Below are 20,484 nucleotides of genomic sequence, written 5' to 3'. Positions count from 1 at the left end.
TTTCCCATAATTCTGGACCTCTTGAAAAAAATTGCACTATAATTATAAGCGCCCATTTCCGGTGACGGGATCATTGTCCCACACATCTGTACGTGCTGCCCTGGCTATTGATATATGATTCCTATACAAATAAGGTCAACCAGTAAAAACTGGTTGACCTTATAATACGAAGCACCCGTTATTTCAACAACTAATGTAATATGTATTCGAATTCAATAGTTGTAGCTGTTCTTTCAGATGCTGTTTTTCCAATTGTTTTCTCCACGAGATATAGCCCCATATTTATGCCTGAAGAGACACCACCAGAAGTGATCAGATTACTATCTTGTATAACTTTACCTTCAGAAACTACTTGAATGTCAGGATAATTTTCTTGTAGTACTTTCAATGCTAAATGATGAGTCGTTGCCTTTTTCCCATTTAACAATCCAGTTTCCCCCAAAATAATTGCTCCGGAACAAACTGAGCATATATATTCAATATTTTTATGTTTAATTATCCAATCTTTAATTTTTTTATTCTTAATAATAGATTGGACAGCCCTTAAAGGAGCACCAGGGATTATTAAGATATCTAAATCAGGATGATTATCAATCGTATAATCAGGCTCTACTCTTATTTCTGAGTGGGTTTTGATTGGCACCGCATTCTCTGCTACCAAAAATACTTCAAATGGTCTTGTTGGTAACAAGTTTTTTTTGTAAAGGGTTAATGCTTGCTCAGCTTTACTATTTGAGGTTAATGTCAAAACTTCTGCTGGACCCGAAAAATCTAATAAATCAACATAATCATAAATTAAAATTCCTACTGTTCTCTTTTTCATTTTTATCTCCTATGTATAACTATTTTTGGAACAACTCTTTATTTAGATCACCTAAACTGCCTATTTACTTTAACGACCGGAAGTAATGAAGGTTCCAATTCTGAATAAAATTACCACATAAGAAATAACTAAAATCCATTTCTGTTTATTGAATAAACTTGCCCTGTTTTCTTGTTGAAGCTCATTAAACTTTGCAATGGCTTACCTCCGCTATTGCAGCAATTTGTTCTTATGAGATATTGTTGGGTACTATCTTCCTGTACTTCTTCAAGATTCTATTTTTACAACTATCCTCTGATTTTAGGTATTTAAAAAATCCCAACTTTTTATTAAAAATATTATTTATTTCTCTTTAATAGACATATTACCAGTCACCTTCCAACATTAATTCATAGAATATTTGAGAATGAACCGTTTTCTGGAATTAATAAGTAACAAACGCCTATAACTTACGGGGTTACTAACATATTACGGAATGGAGGTGACAAAAAAATGAACCCACAAAAATTAATTTGTGACACTTGCTGTGAAAATAACCGCGTTTTTTGGCCCCGTATAAAAGCTGTTGACATAGGTTTTATTCAACCTCCTCCAGTGGTTATCCCTGTAGGAACTATAATTCCAACGATAAATAGATATTTCTATATTGTTACAGAAGATATTGATCTAACAAATGGTGTAACCCTTCCAGCTAATTTATTTACAGATGATAATGGCAATCCAGTAACCGAATTTACGCTTTTTAATCCTAACGGCTACGTCAATCTTTACATTAATGCTGTAATGCAAGAAGGAGGCGCATATAAGGTAACTCCAGATTCATTAACCCTCAACCCATTTAATGCAATTATTTTTGCTGGAACTCCAATAATTATTGAATCATTAGGTTTCCAACAAATGTAATATAAAATTCCTTTATCCCTTGAAAGGGGGTGAAAAAAATGGCCCTTTCAATTATCAATATTCATGTAAATGTTACTGGCACTTCGACTAGATTCTTTAATGTTTTAGCAGCAAATTTAGCTGTCACAGACGGTACTACTATTGCTGCAACTGCCTTTCTAGACGATAGTGGAACTGCCGCTACTGCTTTCCCTGTGGTAACTAATGGCTACTATAATTTGTATATTAATGGTGTATTACAAGAAGGTGATTCATATACAATTTCTGCAACACAGTTAACATTTAATGGCGTTACTGGTACAATCACAGCTGGAACTCCATTAGTAGTGGAAGCTGTAGAATTAGTTACACAAACTTAAACAATAATTGTCTTTCTTCTATTTTGGTGATGAGGGTCACTTCAGAACGAGTGACCCTCCCTTTATTAGTTTTCTTTATGGCTATTATTCAGTAAGGCAACTTCCTTTACAAAAGTTACTATCATGAATATACATAGACTATCACTACTATAGAATATTCCCTCTTTAGCCATCCTTATTTTGCGATTGCTATTTTCTTCATTTGGCACATTTTATAAATGTAACAACATCAAACCTATTAGTTTATAAAAGGAAGTACATTTATAATAGGTTCCTCATAAGGAGGGTAAACATTTATTATATTTTTTACTTCTAGTGTAAGTATTGGTATTCTTGGTGGTCATCCAAAAGATGGACCATCGCATTACGGTGAAGTATTGTGGCATGATTTCTGGCTATCAAACATTTTATAATTACACAGGTGATGAAGATTTATTAAAAATTATTGAAGATATCATTGAAACTTGCAGAGAAAAAGTATCTAAAAACAAACTGCTTCATCATTTGATACCTGTTCAAATTCATATACATAAAATTTCTTGTATCTGCAAATAACAAGAACAAATGCAGAAAGGATTTAAATGTATGAAAAAAATAAGAATCATTTCGTTACTTTTAATGAGTCTCTTGTTCATAAATTCTGCTTTTGCAAAAACAGATATAGAATATTTACCTCAAGATCAACCCCCGAGTGTATTAGAGCTAGCATTTTTACGTGAATTAGGTCCATCTATCCTTGAAGCAATGTCTACACACGGAAACAAGCAATTATTCACATCTGGACGAATCGAAAAAATTAATAGAAATATTCATCAAGACTATTATGATGTATCGTTAAGAGTGCTTGGTTACGAAGGTCCCTTAAATCCACCTTATACACAAATACGCATTACTTTTCGTATCCCTGCTGGAGACTTTAAAAATAAGAATAAAGTGATTTCATATGTGGCCCAAAACATTACTCCAGAAGAATTCAAAAAACTTTCTGAATTTACAAATTGACTAAGGATTTGTTAACTAAACAATTTCTTTCAATTAATTTGCCCTTCAGGGGTCTTACACACATTATTTGATGTGCTTTTTTATATTTTTTAAGTGGTGATTCACTATGGATTAATTCATTATAGATCACTTTTCTATAGACAATGATTTTTCAAAGGATAATGAAATATCACAAATCTTTATTTGCTGTATGGATCAAAGAATAAATAAAATACATTCTGGAAAGAGGGACTGTCCGATAGGTTGTTGACTTATTGAACAGCCCTTCTTTCTTTAAAAGCAATAAATTTAAGTGTATAGGGATAATAAAGTTATTGAATTTTGAAACAAAAAAGATAAGAGCCTTACTACATTCTTTACGTAGCAAGACTCTTTAAAGTTGTTTCAAATTACAACCATCTAATTATTAATTCCTTAAAAGATGAATAATGAAGTTGCTTCCTTCTTATAGAACTAACGACCCTTTAGCCCTCCATTAAGCGCAATAAACAGCACTTCACTACAGAAAATGAAAGATGATTAAGTTCTTTCATGGGAGTTGAACAAGGAAAAGTATTAAAAGTAATTAATTAATATCACCTACATAAGTTGTAGGTTTTACACCGTTCCATGAATATTCAGGTTTGAAGATATTTTTCTAATAAAGTTAAAAAGAGCTTGATATCATCTTTGCTAATATCACCAATGTTGGCTACCCTAAAAGAATTTAATTGATTAAGTTTTCCAGGATATATCGTTATTCCATTAGCATAAAAATAATCATGCATTTCTTTAAAATTATACTTTTCACTTTCGGGCTCTACTATTGCTGTAATAATTTTTGAATGGTGCTCTATAGGGACGAGATATCTTAAACCAAGTCTAGAGAGGCCTTCTATTAAGGTTTCCCAACATTGAGAATATCGTTCATATCTTTCTTTCATTCCTTCTGCTTTTAATTCTACAATTGCCTGTTGTAGCGCATAGATAGTTTGGACAGGCGGAGTAAAACGCATCTGACCTGTCTCGATGAAATGGTAATATTGAGAATAAAGATTCAAGTAATAATTTGTCGGCTTTTTTGTTTTTCCTTTTTCTAGTTCGCTTTTTTTAGCTATAACAAAAGAGACTCCTGGCATTCCTTGAAGGTTTTTATTAGAACTTGCTGCCAAATAACTTATATTCATTTTACTCATATTAATTGGAATAGCCGCAAACGAACTCATTGCATCTACCATCATATTAATCTCATTTTCTTCACAAATGGAGCCAATCGATTCTATATCGTTTAATAATCCCGTTGTTGTCTCATTATGCACGACAGCTAGAAAAGAAACTTTTCGTGGAATTCTTTGAATAAATGAATGTAACTGATCTAATTTAATCGGTTGATCGGGTGGACTTACAAACTCAATCCAATCCAGCTGATAAGCTTCTGCAATTTCACACATTCTTTTTCCATAGGCTCCGTTATTAATGATGACTAAAACCCCATCAGTCATTACAGAACTCAAGATTGCCTCCACAGCAGCAGTACCTGAACCACCAAATAAAACGGTAGTATATTGATTATCTTCTGAAACTAAACTAGTAATTTCAGAAGTAACAAATTGCAATATTTGGCTGAAGTCATCTTCACGAGGGCAAATATCTGGTACCACTTGTGCGTATTTAACCGTATCTGTTGTAGTAGCAGGACCGGGATTCAGTAATATATTTCTTTGAATTTTCTTCACGATACTCCTCCCTTAATTTTATTTCACTTTTATACGCGGTTCGAATTATCTCCCTCCAACTAAGCTTTAGTACTGTAAAGAGGCTTATAAGCAAGATCAACCTTCCAATATTCATTTTCAGAACATTCATTCAATAAATCTCTGTAGACGAGTTTTAACTTCACTCGGAGTAACTTTTGGGCGGCCTAGATTTTGTTTAGAACCCTTTGAGATTTTCAAATAAATAAAAGTTAGCCCTTTTGTCATTTTCCATTCTTGAATACACACTTCAAGTTCATGTAAATTATGGATATAGTATGACTTTTCATAACCGCAAGCTGCAGCAATATTAACAAAATTAACATTGTGAGAAACGGTATTTTGTCCCCCAGTTGAATCGTGAACTTGATTATCTAAAAGAATGTGGAGCATATTTTCAGGTTGATAGTAGCCGTTTGTAGATAAACTCCCCATCCGCATAAGGAGGGAACCATCTCCATCAATAACAACTACATCTATATCTTTTCGAGTATAGGCTAAGCCTAAGCCTAAAGAACTGACACAACCCATGGAGCCAACCATATATAGATTATTATCAGAATCGTCAACCTCATATAGTTCTCTTCCTGTTTTACCAGTTGTGGCCATTAATACTGTTTTCATATCTTTGATTCCATTTATCACTTTTAACGTGTCAAAACGACTTGGCAGTTCATCTACGTCAGTTTTTTCACTTTTTTTCATATTTTTATGATTAAGACGTTGCTCTATCTTCAATTTCTCACTATTAAATGTTCCTTTTTTCACTACAAAAAAGAATGGTTGATTTGCTTCAATCCACTTGTTAGCTTCTTCAAGCTGTCTCTTCGCCTCACTCTCATCAGGAGATAAGAACTGCCATTTTATTTGCATGAGATCTAATAGTTGTGTCGTTATTTGTCCCATTAATTCATGCTGCGGTTCATCATTCAATCCGGGTTCTCCACGTAGACTAACAAACCCAAGTAAAGGTATTTGGAAGGGGTAGTTTAAGGAAGTCAAAGGAGAAATACAATTGGTTAGACCGGAGTTTTGCATTAAAACAACTGATTTCCTTCCCCCAAGGTATGCTCCTGAAGCAATGGCTACAGCATCACCTTCGTTGGCTGCAGCAATATATTCACACTCATTTATGGAATAGTTAATAAGATTCTTTAAAAATGAACATGGGACCCCACTGTAAAAATCAAAACCAAGTCTTTTAAGCTCATTTCCAAATTCATTTGTATTTAACATACCATCACTCCGTTCCGGGTTGTGATTGGTTATTAGTTGATGGCAAATATTTCTTCTCCGCTTGTTGAAGCTCCTCAGCATTTTGGAGTCTAAAAATCTCTTGCACACTTACGATCGATTTTTCTACTTGAATGAGACTTTCATCTTTTAGGATTTGTTTGGAGATGTTCTGCATAGCAGTGATCGATGCTCTTAAGTTATGGTTAGCCCAGATTGCAGTACTTATTCCTACTTTTCTGAATTCATTAGTTGGGGTTGTATAATATTTTGTTGGCACAATAACCACTGGATGCCTTCCACTCCATTCTTTCATAAATGCTTCAATTTCTTTAAAATCCGACTTTTTACTATGCACAAGAATTGCATCGGCACCTGCCTTTCTATAGGCTTCTGCACGTTTAAGTGCTTCATCTAATCCCAAGCCTGCAATAAAAGCTTCGACTCTTGCTACAACCATAAAGTCTTCATCTTCTTGAGTATCTTTCATTGCTTTTATTTTCCCGCAAAATTCTTCAATTGATGCGAGAGGCTGTGTTTCTCCGTTAATAAATGAGTTCGATTTCGGAAAAATTTTATCCTCGATACAAACTCCAGCAATATTCAATTGTTCTAGTTTTCTAACTAACCTCCGAGCATTATTAAAATTTCCATATCCTGTATCCCCATCTAATAGGATGGGAATTGTTGTCGTATCACTCATAAATTCAAGTATATCTAATACCTGCGTCCATGATGCTTCATTATTATCTCTTACACCCAATGATCCTGATATCGATAGACCACTCCCCCAAATCCCTTTAAAACCGACTTCTTCTACAATTTTTGCGGAAATACCGTTATGGGCTTCCATTAAAAATTCAAGTTTGTCTGAATATAGTATTTTTTTTAATTTCGTCGTTTTTTTCAATATCTTCCCTCTCCTTACTCGACATGTCACATTATATGACTAAAAGTAAAGATTGGTAGGGCAGATACATTAGAAACTAATGATTTTGAAATCAGAAAAATGGGAGAGATTTATCGCGTTACCAAGTCACACCTACCCATGCAAGGTAAATCTATTTACATACAATACAGTAACCTCCATAAATGGAGAGGACTACACTATTAATACAAAGGAAATAAAAATATCTTACAATGAGGTGCGATTATTGAAAAATGGACTTGGAAAATGGGAACAATTCTTACTTTTAAAACAAAATCCTTTAACAACTAAATGCATTCCAGAATCAACACTTTACAGTCTAGAAAACCTAATCTATTTATTAAATAGGTATGAGTATGTTTATGTGAAACATGATAGCACTGGACAAGGAAGAGCAATTTATAAAGTCTACAAAAGAAAAGATGGACACTATTGTTTTAACGGATTTACCATGCAGGGTAAAGAAATAAATAAGTGTGTGGCAGCAATTGAGGATTTCCATCAAGTTTTACATCCATATGAGAAACACGGTAGATTAAGCGGAAATTATATTATACAGGAAGGGGTCATGAGTCTAACCCCTAATGGCGATTCAATATCCATTCGTGTTCATGTTCAAAATCTAAAAGGAAAATGGATAATTGGTGGAATTTACGGAAGGATTGCAACTGAGGATCATGGGATTGTCAATTCAAATCGGGGTTCTCAAATAATATCGATTGATGAATTATTATCAGTTTATATGATGATGGATAATAAAAAGAAGGATAAAACAATAGATTCTCTAAAAAAAGATTCAATTTTAGCATCGGAAGTAATAGCATCCCACTATCCTTGTAGAGAATATGGCATTGATTTTGGAATAGATCATAAAGGAAAACCTCTATTATTTGAAGTAAATACAACGCCAAGCATAAGTAGTTTTGCCAAAATTGATAAGGCGATCTGGAAGAAAATTGTTGAGATTAGGAAAATGCAAAATGAAGGCTAAGTTTGAAATACCTTTGTGCTGTACGTTCATGCACATTATGCAACTTTGCTATTCAGCATAAGTCTTTCTTACATCGTTTATATAAAAATGCAATAGCATTTCATAAACTTTAATCATATTGTCAATGAACCGCATCATAGCAAGTGTGCGAACTTCGCTTCTTTTTATGGATTCTAATGTAAGGTATTCTTTATCAGGAGTAATTATTTCTTCTTGCTCCCCATCTTCTAAATCCATATTCTCTTTCATTTCATTACAGTACACTTTTAAATGACGATAATTTTTCAACAATATCTTCGTGTTAAAAAGCCGTCTGTCTAATCTCTTAGTTTTTTCTTCTTGTTGAAGCTCATTAAACTTTGCAATGACTACCTCCGCTATTACAGCAATTTGTTCTTGTGCGGATATTGCTCATTGCACACTCTCCTTTTCTTGTTTTTCAATCCGTTATTTTGGTTAGAATATCTCCAACAGGAGGTGATAGTATGTCTAACTTCTTAAAAGAACTTACACTAGATGATAAAGATGTTATCCAAAGTGCTATCAATGAATTTTTAAAATTTGGTTACAAACTAATTGATGATAATAATACCGCATCCCTCTATAAAAGATCAGCAATGGCTTTTAAAGAGAAGTTTGAAAATAATTCAGTTTCATTTACAACTAACGAATTACGTATTTTACATCATTCCCTTGTATTACTCCGAGATAATTTAAACGAGGCTGATTCTTTAGGTTTCACTGACCAATCAATGATTGATAAATTCACCACTACATTCGATAAATTGATTCCAGAACTCGAGGTTTTCTTACAGTAATATTGTTAACCTGTGATATAATACTTTAGGACAAACCGTAAAATGGTAACCAATTCTGAGCTGTAGTGTGCAAAGACGCTGCGGCTTTTTTTAATGTATAGATAACCTTATTTTGCATAAATTAATTAATGAGTGTATCGCACACACTTACTGTGGCGCTAGTTGACCGCCGCAGTTTTTTTATTTTTAAATCTATTTCTCAGGCTATAAACTATACAAAAATAGCTATAACGTCATATTAATAATAATGTAAAGTAATTATAGCCTTAATCCCCAGTAGTACCAGTAGCTCCAGTTACTTCCTTGAGGCATTAAGGGTCACTTCCCAGACGGTGACCCTTTTATAGTTAATATCTTCATATTGTTCATTAGTTTCCTGTAGCATTCAACAAAGCTACGGCTTTTTTATTTTTAAAATCTATTTCACAGGCAATTCACTATACAAACATAGCTATCATGTCATATTAATAGTAATGTAAAGCTAATTTAGCCTTACACCTCCGAATTTTTTTACTAAGGGTCACTCCTATCCCAGGTGACCCTTTTTTATTGACTTATCTCACAAAAATATATTTTTTAACGCCTATAACTGAATGGTTTAACACCCTACTTCTTCTCTACAACGAACATATTATATATTGTAGAAAGGAGGTGTTTTTATGGGATACTATTATGGTGGAAATGTTGGTGGCATTAATAATGGCTGCTACTATGGTGGCGGTTATGGTAATGGTTCGCAATTCGCCTTAATTGTTGTACTATTTATACTTTTAATTATTGTTGGTGCTACTTTCATGAATACAGGATATTAATTTTGCCTATTTAAGGGTCACTTCCCAGCCTGGTGACCCTTTTTTATTTCTTAGGCTATAAACTATACAAACATTTCTATCACTTCATATAAATAGTAATTGTAAGCTAATTTAGCCTTACACCTCTGAATCCTCTTTCTATTACTGTAGCGAGTTTCAATGCTACAACTTTTTTATTTTTAAATCTATTTCTCAGGCTATAAACTATACAAACATTGCTATCATGTCATATTAATAATAGTGTAAGTTGATTTAGCCTCACACCTCCGAATTTCGTTACTGAGGGTCACTCCATCACAAGTGACCCTTTATAGTTACTTTCTTCATATTGTTCATTAGTTTCCTGTAGCGTGTTACGATGCTACGGCTTTTTTATTTTTAAATTTATTTCAAAGGCAATTCACTATACATATATAGCTATCAAGCATATTAATAGTAATGTAAAGCTAATTTAGCCTTACACCTCCGAATCTTGTTACTAAGGGGCACTTCTATCCCAAGTGTCCCTTTTTAGTTTCTTTACTCAAAAGACCCTATAGGATTGACTTCGGTCTAGAAACAACATGGCTAATTATAAGTTTGAAAAAATAATATTTACTATATCTTTACTACACCTTCCTTATTGTCCAAACAACTGAATTTGATATGAATAAAATATTATATAGAATAGGAGGTGAATATAAAATGGCATCATTTGAAATTGGCTCTAGAAGTCTTTTCAATTTCCGAAACGAACGCTTTTTCCTATTAGTTGAAGATGAAATTACAATTCCAGATCAAGGTGTGGAGATTGATCCAGTGAATATCTATGAGATTGACCAACAAACTTTCAATTTTATCAGAGATGAAGGAGATACGCCTGTAGTTGTCCCACGTTTTAACCTTCCTCCTGTACCACCTGGATTTGAATTAGAACGAAAATGTATTTTCACAGTCGATAATTCATACTTTGTCATCTATGATTTAGAAAATGGCACTGATAACAATGTTTTATTAAGAATCAGTGCAGCTTTATTTAACTCATTAAGAAATTCTGGTGTTCGCGAATGTGTTCCTCAAGATTTCATTAATTAATAAAAAATCCAACCTTCAGTAAAATTATTATCATCATATTTACAGTAATGTTCAAAGATACTTGATTAATAAGACTAGTGAAAGTAAAAGAGTAATGCATATTATGAGAATGTAATCTGCAGATTATTAATCTTTAGTTTTGAGGAGGTGAAAATTACATGCCATTAACTACTGGTCCAATTGAAAATACAGGAAATCTACCAGCTAATGCCACTAGCGTTCGTATCAAAGTTCTCAATCTCACTGGAGGTTTACTAACAGGAGTAGTAAGGGTTTTCAGACTCAACGGCTCAAGACAATTATTATCAACAACTCCTTTTGCTGCTAATGCTAATGCTTCTACTTTTGTAACTCCAAGTGTAAGTGCAGCTCAGTATGAAGTTGAAATTGTTCCTAATCAAACAGGCGGATTATACAGCGTTTACGGTCGAACAGCTTCAGGTGTAATCATCAATGCCCAACGATTTGTGAACTCAGAATTAACTCCGATTCTTTAATTTTATATACAAATTTTCAAATCGCAGAAGCCTTATACTCAGTTATAAGGCTTTTCGTATTTTAACAATTCCCTTCCTGTACAATATCTTTCAATTAATTAGCCCTTCAGATAACCTATTTCTTTTGCATAGCTATGAATTTCTTGCTGGATTTTATCACAGTCCCCTACCTCCGCTGTTTAAGCCTCCATAGCCATATTTGCCATTGCAAGGGATACCCGTACGAATAAAATAAGCATATTCACAAACGAATGCCCCTAATGAACATTCATGTGAAAGTGGCCATTTTGATTTGAGTAACTTGGATACGCATATATTGGCTTATGTGTAATCATCCACAAAATAGACTCTGCCGTTTTTCACTTTCATGTAAGCAGTATTAGGAATTCCGTTCATTTACTCCTTCCTGTAAAAGGAATTGAAATATATAAATTTACACAGCCTTAGAAATACCTTCGCTTCTGATGCATTGTTAATGGAGTAAATTTTAAAACAATACAAGAGCAATTAGGTCATGCTCATGTTAATATATCTATAGGTACTTATGGTCACTTAACTGATGAAGATAAAGATAAAGCTAAGGATTTGAAGATATTTAACAAATTAATGTAGCTTGGTCGCTTATTTGTCGCTCGTTTAATTTAACCTACCTCAAAACCTAATACATACCAACGTTTCTATTAAAGGAGGTATCAAAATGAAAGCATTCTATTGTAATGCATGCTCTAGACCATCCCTATTACAGGTCAAAGAGGTCTAAATAAAATACATGATTTGAATGATCTCTTTAGGCCATCATTTTATCAAAAGCCTAATACACAGGAGTGATTTCATATGAATAATCAATCTATACAGCCGTTTTTAACGGTTGCTAACTACCATTTACTTGAACAACAAATGAATAAATTATTGCAAGCACTAGCTACAACAAAAGATAAAAATGTCATCCTTGCCGTACGTGGCATTGTCGATAGCGAAATTACGGCAAAATTATCGCTAACTGAGGCACAAACAATACTAATAGAAAAGGTATTTTCTGTGACGGACCGTGCACAGGGCGAAGAGTATTTAGCACAATTAATGCCATATGTTATTCCCTTTAAAGCTGTTACAGCAAGCACACTGAAAAACCTATTTAAAAAAGAGAAGAAATTAAAGCTACCAAAGCTTGAAGAGATGGATTTTCAGCACATTAGTTATTTAGCTTGGGATGACCCTGGTACACATCGAAAATACATCGTAATCGAGCAAGGGGAACAACTAAAAGCAATCAAAGGCACATTCTCCAACACAACCATTCGAGGTATCTGTGCCCTTTGCAATCGGCATTCTGATGTGGGGCTATTGACAACCACTGTCAAAGGAAATATCGTCGGAACGTTTACCAATCATAGTAATTATATTTGCGCGGATAGCCAAGCATGTAATCAGCATGTAACAGATATAGAAAAGACACAGACATTTTTTGAGCGCATTACTCAATAAATATTGAAACGTAAAAAGACTATCGCCAGTTGGGATAGTCTTTTTGCTTTTAATAACGGACAGTCTGTTTATCCATTTTGATAACGGACGATGCGATGATAACAAAGCCTAGCATCAAAACTAAGATTAAATCAAGTAATCCTGTATGCATCGAAACTGTGAAGAGCGTAATGATAAACGCATAAGCAACTGAGTGGAAACTACGAATCCCCTCTTGCTTTACCTTATTATAAATAAGTGAGATTAAGGCACCGTAAAGGAAGAAACCAATCGCTACTAATAAATAACCACCATCTAAAAACAATTGACCAATAAAGGTCGGCGTAGTCGTGCGGTTTTCACGAGTGATAACTTTTCCCTTCTCTACACTAATCGAATTGACAACCTCTGATACCTTCATACGAGGTGAAATTTGCTCGCCGGGTAATACTGTACTAAAAATTCCTTTATGGATTTGACCGTGTAAATAGCCTTCCTGTTGTGTATATTCAATAATTGTACTTAGCACAATATGACTTGTTACACTTTCTGCATTAATGGCACGTATCCATTTTGGGGTTAAGTTCACCTTTTGTTCAGCCGTTAATAACTTTTCCCTTGCTTCTTCCTCCAACAACGCTATATCTGGCTGATCTCGATTATTGAATGCTAATGATTGGTCCTCCATTATTACCCGTAAAAAACTAAACATGGAGAATGCAAAACCAACAACGAACAACGTTGTTAAAAACCATGTTAGCTTCACGCGTTTCACTACGTAGTGGAAAATAATAATGCCCGTAAACAACATAATAATCAATGGTGTTCGGTAAGCCATTAATAAAAACAAGAACATAACAGCCGCAAAAATAGCACCATATTTACATGCCTTTTTCCAGTTCATATGCTTTTCTAATATCATTTTGTACGACAATAGCAATAAAACGCCAAACCATAGTAATTGACTAAAGAAGTTCAGCTTTGGATTTAAATTCCGTCGATTAGACTCATCTGAAATCCCAAATCCACCTTCAAAAGTCATTAATATATAAGCACATAAACCAAGAATAGTAAGAAACACAATAAAATGAATCACATATTTGCTTAAAAATGACAGACCAAATGAAGGAATCGTCCATTGGAGTTTGTCAATAACGTAAACACCTATGTAATAGCAAATCACTGCTAAAATAACGGGTGGCCAAATCGATACAGTTATATTAAATTGTTCAAACTTATGCCAATCAAACATACTTGTGAAAAAATAGAGTACTAAAATAAAGGGTAAAAAGAAATACGGTGAAAATGTATCGATTTTATTTAATTTTCTAAAAAATTGTTTCATGCTTTTCACATCCGAGGATGCATTCCCTCCTAAAATCAAACTAATTAATACTATATATGTAAAACAAAAATAGTAAAGCTCCCCTACTATTTTTGTATATTAAAACCATTATTTTAAAATTCACACAGTATTGTCTGAGAAAAAGCCATTCACGCCCTAGCGTGAATGGCTTTTCATATTGTTATGACAACCATTTTGGAGGAGTATTTTTTTCCCAGAGTTCAAGCTCTTTCGTAATGGTTGCTTTTCTATAAGTAGACTACAAGAATATCAAGCATTCATATTATATCATATTTTCTAATTTTAGTATTATTGTATATTCACGTATGCCATTTTGGGGTACTTGTGGGGTACCGAACTATACAACAACATTTAACTATCTTTCACAAGCCCATCCATCTTTATCACGATCATGCTTCGAATCATAAGCTGGATGACCAACACCTACACCGTTTGGATAATCTTTTCGTAATTCTGTACAGTTTTTATAATACGATTTACCACTGTTACTACTACTGCTTGAAGAATTAGAGTTTGATGAACTACTTGGTTTACTATTTGTCGTTGCATTCGGACTTTTAGTACTTAAATAAGAATCTACTACATAGCCTTCATAAGATAAAGTTGAAATATATGACCAGCCAGCAATTGTAGAATGTACAGATACGGCTTCATTTTTACTAAGTTCTCCTACATTAGCTCCTGATGGACTTGCTATATTTCTCACAACAAGGTTTGATACTACGTATTTAGTTGTTGGTTTTGAAGTACTCATAAAGTTAGTCGCTGCATAGCCAATTACATTACCGTACTGTACAAATGACCAGCCATCGCCAACAGATCCAAAGTCTTTTACAACCATTTTATTTTGTAATGTTGCAACTGTTTTTGCTTTTAATGAAGGGATTTCTTTAACAACTAGTCCACTTTTAGAACTTGCTATTTTAATAGTGTACTGTGCATCTTCAAGAACAGAATCAGAAATAAACCCATCTATGATTTTCGATTCGGTATTTAGATAAGTAATACGTGAAAAGGCATTTTGTTCTTTGCTGATTAATGTAACAAAAGTTCCTTTTTCTACAGTTCCTAACACCTTAGAATTAGTATCTGATTTTTCATATACAGTTGAAGAAGAATTTACCATTTTAACTTCTTTAAAACTATTTGCATTAGCTATATCAAAGTTGAATGAAAATGCTAATAACAGTGTCATCATTAATATTACGAGTGTTTTAATTTTCATGTTTTAATCTCCTTGAATGTTTTTTAGTGTATATTTCTCACAAGCCCAACCATCCCCGTCACGATCCATTTCTTGTCATTAGGGATCATTGGTACACCTCTTAATTTTGTAACTCATTGTTTCCCTTAGTTTTTTGTTAAAGCAAATGCAATTACTAGAATAAGGGTCAAATATGTTAGTAATATTTTACCTCCTTCAAAATCATTATACATAATTAGCATTTAATTGGTATAAATGTATCAATTTTCTCAAAATAAAAAAGGTATTTTTATAGAGAAAATAATGGAGAAAACTCAAGAAGTACACTAAAAAAACTATTCAATAACAAATAAATAGCCCAGGCTCTATATTAATTGAGAGCCTGGGCATTTGTGTATAGTTGAGGAATGGTGCATCTTAACCCTTTGTGCAGAAGGGAAAAGTTGCACCTGAATTATTATATCAATTTAAGTATTCAGTAAATATCCAACAAATGGTTTAAAAAGAAATATAATCACATAGCATTGGATAATATACATTTTTAACTAATATTATCCAATTAATTAAAAATTTTTAATTACACTAACCTGTTCCCATTACTATTATTTACTAACTTGAAAATACAAAAGATTAACCACCCATCATGGAATGTCTTTTCTCTGTAGTAGTCAAATAGAAAATAATTATCCGCTTTTTATATAATTCATAAAGTGGTAGAATTTAGAACAAAAGGAGGATTATTAATGAAAAAACTATCATTATCATTGGTTACTAGTAGTATTCTTTTATCAATGTTGTTAACACATGTACATACTGAAACTGTACACGCTAAAGAAGTCGAAAACAAAGTGAATTCGAACACATACATGGTTGGTTTAAAGAAGCCACATACAAATGGCAGAGCTAAAGAAGTTAAAACTGAAATTAGTTCAGCTAGTCAGTTAAAAAACTATTTAGAAAAAAATTATTCAGAATTAAAAACTGACATTGTTACAGTAAATTTTAATTATAATGTGACTGAAAACGATGATTTAAATAGACCATATGATTTTTTTATTGATTTCAATATGTCTCTTACACCTTATAACATGTCTTTCGAAGCTGCCATGACTGAACATTTAAATTCTATTAAGCATCAAGATACCGCCAAAGAGGATGTTACTAAAGCTAAAAAGCAACTTAATGATTATATTGAAACTATGGCTAAAGATGTAATAGGAAAACTACCAAATAAAAAGATATTGGGGCAAGACTATAATAGCTGGTATCGTTATCCAAATCTAAAAATGGATCTGAGAATAGAAACAAAAATGAGTTGGACGAATTATGAACCAATTAGTACTAAACACGTTTGGTTTGACAAGCCCGAAGATTATTCTAAAAATATTGGTGTTAACATGGATCCTGCTTATAATGAATTAGAAAGAAATAAATATCGTCGAGAATATGCTCTATTAAAGTATAATGATTTCAAAATTACTGATTTTGGTTGGAGAAAATATTTAGATGATTTTAAATCATTTGATTACTAATTAGCTAAAGGTACTGGACACTCTCTGTGAACTTTACCCTTCACAGATGATGATTAAGTCGACGTACTACTCAAACGCTATATAGCTTTACCTATGCCTCTACAAATATGCCTTTTTGATATTTCTAGCAAATTTCAATATTATAAATGTCGGAGTTAGATAAAATTTAAATGGCGATAATTAAATGAACAAACAACCCAAGAATTACTGGAAGCTCGTTATATGATAAAGGAGATTAATACAGCCTTTGAGTTAGTAATTGAACAAGCTAAACAGCCCAATACGGAACGTGAAACAGATAACTAATAAAGTTATCTGGTTTTTATTATGGTAAATAATTATAAGTATGGTTAAAGTTGTTATTGTAGGTTATTAAAAGAAATAACCTTAGACAATTTTAAGGAGGATACATAAGTGATTAATTTATTCAAAAAAGGTTTTATTTATCTAGTGTTAATGCTGTTAGTACTAGGTAGCTTTAGTGTTGAAAGTGCTTCAGCTGCAGAAGCTGTGGATTATGAAGAAGGGGTAACTAATCTAAATAATACGCCTGAAAATAGTGCGGTAGTAGGAAAAAGTTTAAAAAAACCCGAAAAAGGCTGGAAGAGATATGACGATAACCACGAAAAGTTAATTTATGAAAAAGATAAGTGGTTAAGATATGGAAATACAATTGATTACAAAAATGGAAGCACTGGCGCTAAGAAAAATGTAGCTGCGAAAATGGAGTTTTGGTTTATAGGAAGTAAAATTAATATCATTACGTACAGAGCTACAACGTACACAAAGACTGCTTTAGTTAAAATAGACGGAATTGATCAGGGTTATCTTCAGACTTACGGATCTCACCAAGCTCAAACTTTAGCCTTTAAAAAAGAAGGTTTACCATTTGGTATTCATAAAGTTGAAGTTTTAATAACAAATACCCCTTCTAATGTAGACACATTCACTCTTAGAATAGATGCTATTGATATTGACATTGATGGTAGTCTTGTTGATGAGGAGGCTGTTAATAATTCAATTACTTTAGACAAAAATAATCTAGAACTATTTGAAGGTAACCAAGAAAAATTAACAGCAACTGTTACTCAGAATAATGCTAAAGTAATTTGGACAAGTAGTGATGAAAGTATTGCAACAGTTGATCAAGATGGAAATGTTACTGCTATTAGAGAAGGGGTAATTACAGTCACTGCAAAAGTTGAAAATACAAATCTAAGTGCCGATTGTGTAGTTACTGTAAAAAAACAAGGTAGTACAGAATTAGAGTCCATTACTTTAGATAGGAATGCACTCGAACTGTTAGAAGGCAGCCAAGATAAATTAACTGCTACAGTTACTCCAGATACAGCAAAAGTAATATGGACATCTAGTGATGAATCAATTGCTACTGTAGATCAGAACGGGAATGTAACTGCTATTTGTGAAGGTCAAGTTATTATCACAGCAACAATAGAAAACACAGATATTTCAGCAACAAGTACAGTGATTGTTAAGAAACCGATTAGTGAATCATCAAGTGCTATTCTAAGTATCACTTTGGTGAACGGTATAACAAAAGAATATGATGTGACTAATGCTGTTTTAAACAATTACTTAAATTGGTTTGATAGTGCACAAGGTACTTCTACATTCAAATTCTCAAAAACAATTTCACCATATAAAAAGGTAACTGAGTATGTAGTACATGATAAAATTGCTTCTTTTGAAGTAAGAGAATACTAAACACAAAATGACCAGGCACTCATTTTTAAATTGAGTCCTGGTCTTTTGTTTGAAGTTTAGGTTTAAGTAAAGATATTAAAACTTTACATTGGATAAGATATCACAAGAAGCTGAACAAAAACTAAACAATTATTATATGGCTACAACATTTGCGATTTGTGCAAGTTTAGCCGCCTTTATTTTTTCTGCACACGCTTGTGCTGCTGTCATACCTGTAAATGTGCCTGTTTTAACACGCCATTGCTTAGTGTTTTGCTCAATATAAGCTAACCATCCAAAACGATGTTTTAATACATCAAGTACATTTTCAGCTGCTTGTTTTGTAGCGTATGTTCCAGTAAGTACACGGTATTTGTTATTGTCTGTGATTGGCTTTTGTTGTTGTACATTACCATTTGCATTTTTAACCATCGTAATTAATTGTGACCATGTAATATTACCTTCACGCATATTTCGTGGACAATTTTTACCGCTGAAATGATTATGCTGTACCACATTACTAATTGGAATGTTTTCATCCTTCATGATTTTAGCAATTAACTCTGCAGCATTTTGTATTGCTTTTAGATAGTTACCATCACTATTGACGCAAACCTCTACCTGTATCCCCTGATTATTACCTGTTGTGCTTCCTGCAGCCCAACATCTCCAAATGTGTTCAAAGGATTGCACCGCCTCTTTATCATCGACTGTGTAATGCCAGGAAGCTGAACGACTATTTCCGTTGTATTGTAAACGTGCATGTGCGTCTGCATCGGCTCCTGAACGTGGATTATCTGTTTCGTGGACCACTAGCAGACACTTCATTGGTAATACGATTGTTGACGCTTAAATTGATGTTATCGGCTTTTAAATTGATAGCCGCCATTTCGTTTGTGATACGATTATTAACAGATAAATTAATATTATCGGCTTTAATATCAATAGCAGCAATGGAAGTATTGATATGTTCTACTTCTAGCGTTATACGATCATCTGTTTTCTTTATTTCACTTCTAAATTCACCCTGCAACTTTTCCTTGGTTTCTTCGATTTCTTCCTTTAATTCTTCTTTTGTATCGTCAATATATTCATTCGTTTCGCCTATTTTTTCTTCCTGATCTGTTCGTCAGTTCGAGATTTTGCGTCCGACTTCCTTCAGATTCCACGTCACCATGGACACCCTTGTCTTTCGCTAACAGTTCCTATTGCCAAGTCTGTAGTGGACTTTCACCACCTAGTTGTTACACATGCCGGGCACACACCTTTTAAAGACACTCATCTGAGTGTCTTTAAAAGGTGAATCTATCTAATTATTTGTTCGAACTTCTCACCATTAACTGTAATAACGGCTTTTAGAGGTTTTCCATCATTCTCTATCTCTGATGGAAGAAAACCAGCACAGTGTAAGGTAATAGTTTTTAATGGATCAATTTCATGGTTTGGTGCTATATCAAAAACTTTACCGTTATTTACCTCCATTACAATTTATGGTAAATATTCATATTTGTTATCATATATATATTTAAATTCTGAAATAAATAAATCAGCCCGTTTGCTTGTTGTTGTTAAATTTTTCAACGATATAATAGTATGCATCAGTATTTCTTGTGAGTTCTCTAATTCAAAACCATAGTCTACATCATTAGATGGATGAACTTCCCTAGTGAAAGTATTACTTTTTAACAAAAATTCTGCAAAATCATCCACTACGACAACTTCACCTAATTTTATTTGGGGTGTTACATTTGAATCTTCAGGTTTTGTCTTTTCTTCTTTTTTAGATATTTCTTTATTTGCTTCTTGAGAATCTTCTTCTTTGTTTTTGACAGGTTCAGAAGAACTTTTTTCTTCTGAGTTACCGCACGCAACTAAGAACAAAGTCATGCATAATAGTATTAAAAATTTCTTCATTATATATTCCTCCTTAACCATAAATATACATGGGTAATGGAGGGATTTCTATTACTATTTTCATACCTTCACATAAGCTTCACCCCTTTCAATGAAAAAACACCCTCATAGGAGAGTGCTTTAAAGT

The 20,484-nt window shown here is 33.2% G+C and carries 22 protein-coding genes and 1 pseudogene; 12 read left to right on the top strand and 11 right to left on the bottom strand.

The annotated features are described in order from the left end of the window. Nucleotides 1-190 precede the first annotated feature (190 nt). Nucleotides 191-823: a DJ-1/PfpI family protein gene (locus tag AC2CGN_RS07555; protein WP_484513027.1), complete on the bottom strand. Its 633-nt coding sequence runs from the start codon at nt 821-823 to the stop codon at nt 191-193. Between the two features lie 492 nt (nt 824-1,315). On the opposite strand from AC2CGN_RS07555, the gene AC2CGN_RS07550 reads away from it, so the two are divergent. The 4 genes from AC2CGN_RS07550 to AC2CGN_RS07535 all read left to right on the top strand — a co-directional run bounded on the left by AC2CGN_RS07550 (nt 1,316) and on the right by AC2CGN_RS07535 (nt 3,087). Further along, complete coding sequence (locus AC2CGN_RS07550; RefSeq protein ID WP_429987240.1) at nt 1,316-1,726, top strand: DUF4183 domain-containing protein; 411 nt, start codon at nt 1,316-1,318, stop codon at nt 1,724-1,726. 38 nt (nt 1,727-1,764) lie between these two features. After that, complete coding sequence (locus AC2CGN_RS07545) at nt 1,765-2,085, top strand: DUF4183 domain-containing protein (RefSeq protein WP_429987239.1); 321 nt, start codon at nt 1,765-1,767, stop codon at nt 2,083-2,085. Between the two features lie 351 nt (nt 2,086-2,436). Continuing rightward, nucleotides 2,437-2,640: a hypothetical protein gene (locus AC2CGN_RS07540; protein ID WP_484513025.1), complete on the top strand. Its 204-nt coding sequence runs from the start codon at nt 2,437-2,439 to the stop codon at nt 2,638-2,640. 30 nt (nt 2,641-2,670) lie between these two features. Then, entirely contained in the window at nt 2,671-3,087 is a 417-nt protein-coding gene (locus AC2CGN_RS07535) for a hypothetical protein (RefSeq protein WP_429987237.1), read from the top strand. A 617-nt stretch (nt 3,088-3,704) separates the two neighbouring features. On the opposite strand, the gene AC2CGN_RS07530 is transcribed toward AC2CGN_RS07535, so the two are convergent. The 3 genes from AC2CGN_RS07530 to aepX all read right to left on the bottom strand — a co-directional run bounded on the left by AC2CGN_RS07530 (nt 3,705) and on the right by aepX (nt 6,963). After that, the gene (locus tag AC2CGN_RS07530) at nt 3,705-4,805 is read right to left on the bottom strand and encodes a 2-aminoethylphosphonate aminotransferase (RefSeq protein ID WP_484513189.1); all 1,101 of its coding nucleotides are present in this window, start codon (nt 4,803-4,805) and stop codon (nt 3,705-3,707) included. 123 nt (nt 4,806-4,928) lie between these two features. Further along, complete coding sequence (aepY, locus tag AC2CGN_RS07525) at nt 4,929-6,056, bottom strand: phosphonopyruvate decarboxylase (protein WP_484513022.1); 1,128 nt, start codon at nt 6,054-6,056, stop codon at nt 4,929-4,931. Between the two features lie 4 nt (nt 6,057-6,060). Next, a complete protein-coding gene (aepX, locus tag AC2CGN_RS07520) occupies nt 6,061-6,963 on the bottom strand; it encodes a phosphoenolpyruvate mutase (RefSeq protein WP_484513020.1) in 903 nt (300 codons plus the stop codon). A 79-nt stretch (nt 6,964-7,042) separates the two neighbouring features. On the opposite strand from aepX, the gene AC2CGN_RS07515 reads away from it, so the two are divergent. Then, entirely contained in the window at nt 7,043-7,972 is a 930-nt protein-coding gene (locus AC2CGN_RS07515) for a YheC/YheD family protein (RefSeq protein WP_484513018.1), read from the top strand. A gap of 48 nt (nt 7,973-8,020) precedes the next feature. Here AC2CGN_RS07515 and AC2CGN_RS07510 read toward each other — a convergent pair whose 3' ends face one another. Further along, a complete protein-coding gene (locus AC2CGN_RS07510) occupies nt 8,021-8,221 on the bottom strand; it encodes a hypothetical protein (RefSeq protein ID WP_484513016.1) in 201 nt (66 codons plus the stop codon). Nucleotides 8,222-8,457: 236 nt separating this feature from the next. Here AC2CGN_RS07510 and AC2CGN_RS07505 point away from each other — a divergent pair, with 236 nt between their 5' ends. The 5 genes from AC2CGN_RS07505 to AC2CGN_RS07485 all read left to right on the top strand — a co-directional run bounded on the left by AC2CGN_RS07505 (nt 8,458) and on the right by AC2CGN_RS07485 (nt 12,658). Then, nucleotides 8,458-8,790, top strand: coding sequence for a hypothetical protein (locus AC2CGN_RS07505; protein ID WP_429981641.1), 333 nt, complete (start codon nt 8,458-8,460; stop codon nt 8,788-8,790). 659 nt (nt 8,791-9,449) lie between these two features. Next, nucleotides 9,450-9,602, top strand: a complete 153-nt coding sequence (locus tag AC2CGN_RS07500; protein WP_313373234.1) for a YjcZ family sporulation protein — start codon at nt 9,450-9,452, stop codon at nt 9,600-9,602. A 684-nt stretch (nt 9,603-10,286) separates the two neighbouring features. Beyond that, the gene (locus AC2CGN_RS07495; RefSeq protein ID WP_484513014.1) at nt 10,287-10,676 is read left to right on the top strand and encodes a spore coat protein; all 390 of its coding nucleotides are present in this window, start codon (nt 10,287-10,289) and stop codon (nt 10,674-10,676) included. A gap of 158 nt (nt 10,677-10,834) precedes the next feature. Next, nucleotides 10,835-11,173 carry an ATPase gene (locus tag AC2CGN_RS07490; protein ID WP_286923002.1) on the top strand — a complete coding sequence of 113 codons (339 nt, stop codon included), beginning with the start codon at nt 10,835-10,837 and terminating at the stop codon, nt 11,171-11,173. Between the two features lie 834 nt (nt 11,174-12,007). Beyond that, nucleotides 12,008-12,658 (top strand): FusB/FusC family EF-G-binding protein, encoded by a 651-nt coding sequence (locus AC2CGN_RS07485; protein ID WP_484513012.1) that lies wholly within the window; start codon nt 12,008-12,010, stop codon nt 12,656-12,658. Between the two features lie 49 nt (nt 12,659-12,707). Here AC2CGN_RS07485 and AC2CGN_RS07480 read toward each other — a convergent pair whose 3' ends face one another. The 3 genes and pseudogenes from AC2CGN_RS07480 to AC2CGN_RS07470 all read right to left on the bottom strand — a co-directional run. Continuing rightward, on the bottom strand, nt 12,708-13,982 hold the full coding sequence (locus AC2CGN_RS07480) for an oligosaccharide repeat unit polymerase (protein ID WP_484513010.1): 1,275 nt from the start codon (nt 13,980-13,982) through the stop codon (nt 12,708-12,710). Nucleotides 13,983-14,358: 376 nt separating this feature from the next. After that, nucleotides 14,359-15,228 (bottom strand): excalibur calcium-binding domain-containing protein, encoded by an 870-nt coding sequence (locus tag AC2CGN_RS07475; protein WP_429990276.1) that lies wholly within the window; start codon nt 15,226-15,228, stop codon nt 14,359-14,361. Nucleotides 15,229-15,231: 3 nt separating this feature from the next. Further along, a pseudogene (locus tag AC2CGN_RS07470) lies at nt 15,232-15,300 on the bottom strand (excalibur calcium-binding domain-containing protein); the annotation flags it as partial. A gap of 650 nt (nt 15,301-15,950) precedes the next feature. On the opposite strand from AC2CGN_RS07470, the gene AC2CGN_RS07465 reads away from it, so the two are divergent. Together AC2CGN_RS07465 and AC2CGN_RS07460 are read left to right on the top strand one after the other, a co-directional pair. Next, on the top strand, nt 15,951-16,739 hold the full coding sequence (locus AC2CGN_RS07465; protein ID WP_484513008.1) for a hypothetical protein: 789 nt from the start codon (nt 15,951-15,953) through the stop codon (nt 16,737-16,739). Between the two features lie 414 nt (nt 16,740-17,153). After that, entirely contained in the window at nt 17,154-18,464 is a 1,311-nt protein-coding gene (locus AC2CGN_RS07460) for an Ig-like domain-containing protein (protein WP_484513006.1), read from the top strand. 132 nt (nt 18,465-18,596) lie between these two features. Here the strand turns inward: AC2CGN_RS07460 and AC2CGN_RS07455 are convergent, their stop codons facing one another. From AC2CGN_RS07455 to AC2CGN_RS07445, 3 genes are all read right to left on the bottom strand, one after another. After that, nucleotides 18,597-19,256: an N-acetylmuramoyl-L-alanine amidase gene (locus AC2CGN_RS07455; RefSeq protein WP_484513004.1), complete on the bottom strand. Its 660-nt coding sequence runs from the start codon at nt 19,254-19,256 to the stop codon at nt 18,597-18,599. Next, nucleotides 19,237-19,476, bottom strand: coding sequence for a hypothetical protein (locus AC2CGN_RS07450; RefSeq protein WP_484513002.1), 240 nt, complete (start codon nt 19,474-19,476; stop codon nt 19,237-19,239). The genes AC2CGN_RS07455 and AC2CGN_RS07450 overlap by 20 nt, the downstream gene beginning before the upstream one ends. A 455-nt stretch (nt 19,477-19,931) precedes the next feature. Then, nucleotides 19,932-20,357, bottom strand: a complete 426-nt coding sequence (locus AC2CGN_RS07445) for a hypothetical protein (protein ID WP_484513001.1) — start codon at nt 20,355-20,357, stop codon at nt 19,932-19,934. Nucleotides 20,358-20,484: the final 127 nt, after the last annotated feature.

This window comes from Lysinibacillus sp. DFXJR4, assembly GCF_057196045.1.
Note: the sequence above shows the minus strand (reverse complement) of the source record. Positions and strands in the feature narration are given on the sequence as shown.

Coding starts and splice junctions, on each gene's coding strand:
- AC2CGN_RS07490 (WP_286923002.1), top strand. CDS start 10,835: ATGCCATTAACTACTGGTCCAATTGAAAATACAGGAAATCTACCAGCT.
- AC2CGN_RS07485 (WP_484513012.1), top strand. CDS start 12,008: ATGAATAATCAATCTATACAGCCGTTTTTAACGGTTGCTAACTACCAT.
- AC2CGN_RS07465 (WP_484513008.1), top strand. CDS start 15,951: ATGAAAAAACTATCATTATCATTGGTTACTAGTAGTATTCTTTTATCA.
- AC2CGN_RS07510 (WP_484513016.1), bottom strand. CDS start 8,221: ATGAAAGAGAATATGGATTTAGAAGATGGGGAGCAAGAAGAAATAATT.
- AC2CGN_RS07500 (WP_313373234.1), top strand. CDS start 9,450: ATGGGATACTATTATGGTGGAAATGTTGGTGGCATTAATAATGGCTGC.
- AC2CGN_RS07445 (WP_484513001.1), bottom strand. CDS start 20,357: ATGAAGAAATTTTTAATACTATTATGCATGACTTTGTTCTTAGTTGCG.
- AC2CGN_RS07475 (WP_429990276.1), bottom strand. CDS start 15,228: ATGAAAATTAAAACACTCGTAATATTAATGATGACACTGTTATTAGCA.
- AC2CGN_RS07535 (WP_429987237.1), top strand. CDS start 2,671: ATGAAAAAAATAAGAATCATTTCGTTACTTTTAATGAGTCTCTTGTTC.
- AC2CGN_RS07555 (WP_484513027.1), bottom strand. CDS start 823: ATGAAAAAGAGAACAGTAGGAATTTTAATTTATGATTATGTTGATTTA.
- AC2CGN_RS07480 (WP_484513010.1), bottom strand. CDS start 13,982: ATGAAACAATTTTTTAGAAAATTAAATAAAATCGATACATTTTCACCG.
- AC2CGN_RS07505 (WP_429981641.1), top strand. CDS start 8,458: ATGTCTAACTTCTTAAAAGAACTTACACTAGATGATAAAGATGTTATC.
- AC2CGN_RS07495 (WP_484513014.1), top strand. CDS start 10,287: ATGGCATCATTTGAAATTGGCTCTAGAAGTCTTTTCAATTTCCGAAAC.
- AC2CGN_RS07515 (WP_484513018.1), top strand. CDS start 7,043: ATGATTTTGAAATCAGAAAAATGGGAGAGATTTATCGCGTTACCAAGT.
- AC2CGN_RS07540 (WP_484513025.1), top strand. CDS start 2,437: ATGGACCATCGCATTACGGTGAAGTATTGTGGCATGATTTCTGGCTAT.
- AC2CGN_RS07550 (WP_429987240.1), top strand. CDS start 1,316: ATGAACCCACAAAAATTAATTTGTGACACTTGCTGTGAAAATAACCGC.
- AC2CGN_RS07545 (WP_429987239.1), top strand. CDS start 1,765: ATGGCCCTTTCAATTATCAATATTCATGTAAATGTTACTGGCACTTCG.
- aepY (WP_484513022.1), bottom strand. CDS start 6,056: ATGTTAAATACAAATGAATTTGGAAATGAGCTTAAAAGACTTGGTTTT.